Consider the following 6,804-nt stretch of genomic DNA (forward strand, 5'->3'; position numbering starts at 1 on the left):
CACTGATGATGGGACCGGGACTTATCATGTTCGTACAGCTGATCGCAGCCCTCCTCGCCTCCGGCGTGGCGCAACCCGTGCCCTATGAGCAGGTGGCGGGCCAGCCGGCGGTCACCCGGGCCTATCAGGGCGCCGCCTCCATCAGCGCAGCGGATATGGCCCTGTTCCGCGAGGGACTGTCCGCCGCCCGGGCCCGTGACGTGATCCGCGCCCAGGACGCCGCCGCCCGCATCAGCGACCCGGTGGCGCGCAAGCTGGTCGAGTGGGCCCTGATCGACACGGCGGGTGATCAGCTCAGCTACGCCGCCCTCGCCGCTGCAAACGCCGGTATGGCCGACTGGCCCCGTTACGACACGCGCCGCGCCCACGGCGAAGTGGCGCTGGAACGCGCGGCCATGCCCGCCGACGTCGTCCTGTCCTTCTTCGGGGAGACCCGGCCCACCACCGTTCAGGGGGCTCTGGCTCTCGCCGGAGCCCTGGAGCAGTCGGGGCGCGCCGAGGAAGCCCGCACCCTGGTCCGCACCTGGTGGCGCGACGAGTCCTTCGAGGCCCCGGAGCAGCAACGCATGCTGGACCGCTTCGGCCGTTACCTGACCCAGGACGACCACGACACGCGCCTCTCCATGCTGCTGCTGGGGCCGCACGGCCCCGCCACCAACCAGATGGTCAATCTGGCCTCGCCCGAGCGGCGCGCGATCGCCAACGCCCACATGACCCTGCGCAGCGCCTATGCGCCGGACACGGTCGTCGCCGGCCTGCCCATGAGCCATGCCCGGGACTCCGGCATTGTGCTGGAGCGGGTTCGCCTCCTGAGGTCCCAGAGCCGACAGTCCGAAGCCTACCCCCTGCTGCAGTACCTGCCGCCCGCCCCCAGCCACACCTCAGGCCAGAACACCCTGTGGACCGAGCGGCGCAACTATTTCCTGGACGCCCTTCAGGTCCGCAACTGGCAGGCCGCCTACAACTCTATGGCCGGCCATGGTTTCCAGCGAGGCGAGCGCGCGGTTGACGCTGAGTTCTTCGCCGGCTGGGTCGCCCTGACCCGGCTGAATGATCCGACGACCGCAGCGCGCCACTTCGAAGCCCTGCGCCAGATGTCGTCCACCCCCATCACCCAGGGGCGCGCCCTGTACTGGCTGGGCCGCGCGGCCGAGGCGGCGGGCGACGCGCAAGGGGCCCAGGGCTGGTACGCCCAGGGCGCCCGGCACATCCAGAGCTTCTATGGCCAGCTGGCCGCAGAGAAGGCGGGCCAGACCACCATCACCCTGCCCGGCGACCCCGACCCCACCGACGCCGATCGCGCACGATTCGAGGCGCTGGAGCTGGTGCGCGCCGCACGCATAGTAGCCGAGGCGGGCGAAGGCGGCCTGTTCAACACCTTCGTCTATCACGCCGATGACATCGTCGAGGGGCCCATGGAGCTGGCCCAGTTGATCGACATGTCGCGCGGCTACGGCGAGTGGTTCACCTCCATGATGATCGGCCGCGCCGCCAGCCAGCGCGGCTTCCTGCTGCCCGAGCGCCAGTATCCGATCCAGATTCCCACCGCCGTACCGGGCGCCGCACCTATTGAGTTCACCCTGGCCATCACCCGGCAGGAAAGCAGCTTTGATCCTCGCGCCCGGTCCCACGCCGACGCGCGCGGCATGATGCAGTTCCTGCCCGCAACCGCCTCGGGCGTGGCGCGCCGTATGGGACTGCCCTACAGCCCCGAGCGCCTGTGGGAAGCCGACTACAACATGCAGCTCGGCAGCTACCACCTGCAGGAACTGGCCAACCGGTTCGGCGGGTCATGGCTGCTGTCCGCCGTCGGCTACAACGCCGGCCCGGCCCGGCCCGACCAATGGACCGCTCGCTGCGGCGACCCGCGCGGCGGCGCGACCTCGCCGCCCGACTTCATCGAGTGCGTGCCCTTTACCGAGACGCGCAACTACATGATGCGGGTCATGGAGAATGTGCAGATCTACCGCGCCCGCCTGAACGGCGGCACGGCGGAACTGCGCCTGTCCGAGGATCTGGCGCGAGGAACCGGCTACCGCTCGGGCCCACAGCCCTATCAGCCGCAGTAAGGACCCGACGAGAGGCCGCGCCAGACCGGAAATCCTCCCCCATCGGGGGAGGGGGACCATGCGAAGCATGGTGGAGGGGGCTGGCCGGCAGTCTGGATGTTCGTCCGCCGCGCGCCATCAGCGGTCCAGCCCACCTCCACACGCTCAGCCCGGCTTCAGCCCCCTCCGTCACGGGCGCTGAGCGCCCGCGCCACCTCCCCCATCGGGGGAGGATTTGCCGACTTAAGCCCGCATTTCGCCGCGCGAAACGCCCCTGAAAACAACGGCTCCTGCCCCGGGGCGCGTCTTTTTCACCCGCCTGCCGCGCAACGCCTATAATGGCGCCCGCTGTAGTGGGGCGGAGGCGGTTTCCGACAATTCAGACAATTCAGACCCTGTTTTTGCCGCCCCGTTGCACTCCAATTGCACTGTTTTTTGATCGGGGAGTGCAACAGGTGAACCAAAGGCGCCGCTTCCTGCGGCCGCGCATTGCCTTACGCCGCGACAGGCCGCTATGCGTATTGAAACGAAACCCAGGAGACGCTCGTGGCCATTCCCGCTTCGCTGGACAAGAACCTCACCCTCCCCGTCATCGCCGCACCCATGTTCCTCGTGTCCGGCCCGGATCTGGTGGTGGAGACGTGCAATGCCGGCATGATCGGCACCTTCCCGTCCCTGAACCAGCGCACCACCGAGGGCTATCGGGACTGGCTCGTTGAGATCAAGGAGCGGCTGAAGCCCGACGCCGCCCCCTTCGGCGTCAACCACATCGTCCACCCCACCAATCCCCGCCTGATGGCCGACATGATGGTGTCGGTGGAGCATCAGGTGCCCCTGATCATCACCTCGCTCGGCGCGGTGCGTGATGTGGTGGAAGCGGTGCATGGTTATGGCGGGGTGGTGTTCCATGACATCGCCAATGTGCGTCATGCGCGCAAGGCGGCCGAGGCGGGCGTCGATGGCCTGATCCTGGTGGCCAATGGCGCGGGCGGCCATGCGGGGGTGGTGAATCCCTTCGCCCTGGTCAATGAGGTGCGGTCCTTCTTCGACGGAACCATCATCCTGTCCGGCTGTCTGTCGACGGGTCAGGACGTGGCCGCCGCCCTCATGATGGGCGCCGACTTCGCCTATATGGGCACCCGGTTCATCGCCACGACCGAAAGCCTGGCCCAGCCGGAATACAAGCAGATGATCGTGGACGCCGGAGCTTCCGACGTCACCTACACCCCGGCGGTGTCGGGCATTCCGGCCAATTTCCTGACCCCGTCGCTGGTCGCCAACGGCATCGATCCCAAGTCCCTGCCCGAGCACAAGCTGGACATGGGCGAGGAGGCGCGGGCCTGGAAGACGGTCTGGTCCGCCGGTCAGGGCGCGGGCGGCGTCCATGACATTCCGACCACAGCCGAACTCATCCGCAGACTGAATGACGAATTTGTATCGGCTTGTGATAAATTCGTCAGAAAGCGGAGTTAATGGCGGCGACACACCGCCAACAACCCCTGAGTCGTCTCATGCTCCGCACCGCCATTGTGACCGCCGCCCTCGTCGGTCTGTCCGCCACCGCCGCATCGGCCCAGGACGGCGGGGTCAGCCTGCCCGACGGCTTCGGACTCGAGTTCGGGGCCGGCACCGACAACCGCTCCAAGAACGCCTCCAAGACCAACGGCGAGGCCTATGCCTACGGCATCGTGGACTGGGCCCCGGGCACGGGCGACGTCTATATCTCGGGCTCGATCGAGGGCGTTGATTCCAACGGCGCGGATTGGGAGTCCAGGCTGCTGGTCGGCTGGGCCCCGCAGTTCGCCGGCTTCGACTTCGATATCAACGCCGCCCACAAATGGCTGGTCGACTCCGTTCCCGGCGCGGACGATGACGCCTGGGAATTCACCGCCAACATGTCGCGCTCCATAGGCCCGGCCAGTGCGCGGCTGCAGTATCAGTATTCGCCTGACGCGATCGGATCGACGGGAAGCTTCAGCTGGGTCGAGGCCCGCGTGGGCTGGGAGTTCACTCCGCGCCTTGAAGGCACTGCGGCCATCGGGCGGCGGGAGCAGCGCAACAGTGTCGACTATACCGGCTGGAACGTCGGCGCGACCTACGCCCTGACCCGGAATCTGGAGCTGGACGTGCGCTGGTACGACACCGACGTGAATCTCCCCGCAGACAACAAGTACGACGACGCCCTGGTGGCCGAGATCAGGCTGGCGTTCTGATCCCGGCCTGCCCGGTCAGGTGACCTTCTTGGCCACCGTGAATCCCAGCACCAGCAGCACCACGAATACCACGAGGGCGGCGATGGCGAGGAATTGAGCGATACCGGCGGCGGCGCCGGCGATGCCTGTGAAGCCGGCAAGCCCGGCGATTACAGCGATAACGGCGAAAATCAGCGCCCACTTCAGCATGTCGTTCTCCTTTTTGAAGACGGAGAAACGGCGCGCAGACGGGACCGTTCCAGAATGCGTCTAGCCTACGCCCACCTTCTTGAGGATGGGCCGCAGCGACACCTCGCCTTTCCTGAAATCCTTCCAGGGATCGGGCTTCTTCAGCAGGGCCGGCGCGGTGCGCAGGGTGTAGGCCTTCGGGTCCAGCCCCTTGCACACCTGCCCCCACGACAGGGGAAAGGCGATGGTCGCCCACGGCCGGGCCCGCGCTGACCACGGCGCCGCCGCCGTCGCCATGCGCCCGTTGCGCAGGTAGTCCAGAAAAATCTTCCCGCCCCGCGCCTTCTTGGAAAGCGTCGTGGTGTAACGGTCCGGCGCCGCGTCCCGCACTTGCTCGCAGACCGCCTTGGCGAAGGCCTTGGCCTGATCCCATTCCACCCGGCTGCGCCCGTCCGCCCTGATCGGGACGACCACATGCAGCCCCTTGCCGCCCGTCGTCTTCACGAACGGGTTCAGGCCCAGCGCCTCCAGCGCCGCCTTCACGTCCTTCGCCGCGGCGATGACGTCCTCGAAATCCAGTCCCTCGTCGGGGTCCAGATCGAAGGTCAGCTGCTCGGGCGTCTCCGGGTCGCCGGGCTTGCAGCCCCAGGGGTGCAGCTCGATGCCCCCCGACTGGGCGATGGCGACCAGCCCGCCCACATCGGAGGCGGCCAGATAGGGGGTCCGCTGCTTCACATCGATCAGCTTCAGCCGCGGGCTCGCGCCCTTCATGGCGTGGCGCTGGAAGAAGGTCTCCCCGTTGATCCCGTCCGGCGCCCGGATGATCGAGGTGGGCCGATCCGCCACATGAGGCAGGATCCGTTCAGCCGCCATCTCCATGTAGCGCGCCAGATCCGCCTTGGTGATCGCGGCCTCGCCCCCATGGGCGGGCCACAGGGGCTTGTCGGGGCTGGAGATGGTCACCCCCGCCACAACAACCTTGCCCTTCGCACTTACCGTCTTCGCAGGGGGCTGGGGCGCGTCTGTCACGTCCTTCGGCGCCTTGTCCTCGCGCAGGCCCTTGTAGGCGGCGTGGCGCAGGGTGCCGTTTTCGGTGAAGCCCCCATGCTCGATCTCGGCCACCAGCACCGGCTTGACCCAGTGGATCTCCCGCCCCCCCCTGGGCGCGGTCTTGCCGGCGAAGGGGCTGTCGTCCGAGGCCGCCGCCTTCAGCGCCGGAACCAGCACCTTGGTCAGCGCCGCGCTGTAGCCCGTGCCCACCCGGCCCAGATAGCGCAAGCCCTTCCCCTCCCTGACGCCCACCAGCAGTGAACGGAACCGCGTCCCCTTCTCCGACGACCAGCCGCCGATAATCACCTCGTCTCGGCCCCGGCATTTGGACTTCACCCAGCTGGCCTGCCGACCCGCCCGGTACGGCGCGTCCAGCTTCTTGGAGATCACCCCTTCCAGATCCATGCGACACGCACTGTCCAGCACCGCCTGACCGGTCGTCGCGAAATGCTCCACGAACCGCAGGCCCGGCCCCGCCTTCCCCGCCCGGTCCACATAGGCCTGAAGCCGCGCCTTGCGTTTGGCCAGCGGCAGGCCCCGCAGGTCCTCCGCCCCCTCGAACAGCAGGTCGAAGGCGAAATAGATCAGGTCGTCGGTCCGCCCTTCCGAGATAGCCGTCTGCAACGCCGAAAAGTCCGGCATGTGATCGTCGTCCAGGGCGCACAGCTCCCCGTCGATGACCCCGTCCGGCCAGTTCGCCGCCTGCTTGGCCAGCGCCGGGAACTTCGCCGACCAGTCCAGCCCGCTGCGGGTGTACAGCTTCGACTTGCCGCCGCCCACGGCCACCTGGATGCGGTAGCCGTCGAACTTGATCTCGTGGGCCCAGCCCGACGCGCCGGGCGGATTGTCTGCGACCTTGCACAGCTGGATCGGCGTGAAGGCGGGCGGGCCCTTGCCCGTGCTCGTCCTGGCCTTCGAGACCCTAGGTTTCGCGGGCGCCTTGCGCCCGGTCGGCTTGGAGGACGTCCACTCGGCATCGCCGCCCGCGATCTCCGCCAGACTGCGGCCCGTGGTCACCGAGGCGTCGATCTCGGCCAGGGCGTCGCCCTCCCCGTCCACCGCGTGCTCGTCCTTCTCCTTGATGAGCAGCCAGTTGTTCCGCTTGGTGGGCCGGCCCCGGTCCGACTTCAGCCGGATCAGCGCCCAGCCCCCCTTCAGCCGTTCGCCCTCCAGCGTCAGCTTGACCACGCCCTTCTCGAAGGCCGCGTCCAGATCCTCATCCTGCGGCGTCCAGACGCCCTCGTCCCACATCTGCACCGTGCCGGCGCCGTAGTTGCCCGCCGGGATCGTGCCCTCGAAGCCGCCGTAGTCCATGGGGTGGTCCT

General features: G+C 68.0%; 5 protein-coding genes. 3 read left to right on the plus strand and 2 right to left on the minus strand.

The genetic code is table 11. From position 1 onward, the window contains the following. Positions 1-26: 26 nt before the first annotated feature. From C0461_RS05670 to C0461_RS05680, 3 genes are all read left to right on the plus strand, one after another. Entirely contained in the window at positions 27-2,069 is a 2,043-nt protein-coding gene (locus C0461_RS05670; RefSeq protein WP_292104732.1) for a lytic transglycosylase domain-containing protein, read from the plus strand. 525 nt (positions 2,070-2,594) lie between these two features. Further along, positions 2,595-3,521, plus strand: coding sequence for a nitronate monooxygenase family protein (locus C0461_RS05675; RefSeq protein WP_292104733.1), 927 nt, complete (start codon positions 2,595-2,597; stop codon positions 3,519-3,521). Between the two features lie 38 nt (positions 3,522-3,559). Next, the gene (locus C0461_RS05680) at positions 3,560-4,261 is read left to right on the plus strand and encodes a TorF family putative porin (RefSeq protein ID WP_292104734.1); all 702 of its coding nucleotides are present in this window, start codon (positions 3,560-3,562) and stop codon (positions 4,259-4,261) included. A gap of 15 nt (positions 4,262-4,276) precedes the next feature. On the opposite strand, the gene C0461_RS05685 is transcribed toward C0461_RS05680, so the two are convergent. Together C0461_RS05685 and ligD are read right to left on the minus strand one after the other, a co-directional pair. After that, a complete protein-coding gene (locus tag C0461_RS05685) occupies positions 4,277-4,450 on the minus strand; it encodes a DUF1328 family protein (RefSeq protein WP_292104736.1) in 174 nt (57 codons plus the stop codon). A 60-nt stretch (positions 4,451-4,510) separates the two neighbouring features. Next, positions 4,511-6,804 (minus strand): DNA ligase D (gene ligD / locus C0461_RS05690; RefSeq protein WP_292104737.1); only part of this gene is annotated, 2,294 nt, incomplete at its 5' end.

This window comes from Brevundimonas sp. (genome assembly GCF_013823285.1).
Taxonomy (GTDB): Bacteria; Pseudomonadota; Alphaproteobacteria; order Caulobacterales; family Caulobacteraceae; genus Brevundimonas.

What these genes read in the sequence shown, in the direction of transcription:
- C0461_RS05670 (WP_292104732.1), top strand. Translation starts at nt 27, where the DNA reads ATGTTCGTACAGCTGATCGCAGCCCTCCTCGCCTCCGGCGTGGCGCAA.
- C0461_RS05680 (WP_292104734.1), top strand. Translation starts at nt 3,560, where the DNA reads ATGCTCCGCACCGCCATTGTGACCGCCGCCCTCGTCGGTCTGTCCGCC.
- C0461_RS05685 (WP_292104736.1), bottom strand. Translation starts at nt 4,450, where the DNA reads ATGCTGAAGTGGGCGCTGATTTTCGCCGTTATCGCTGTAATCGCCGGG.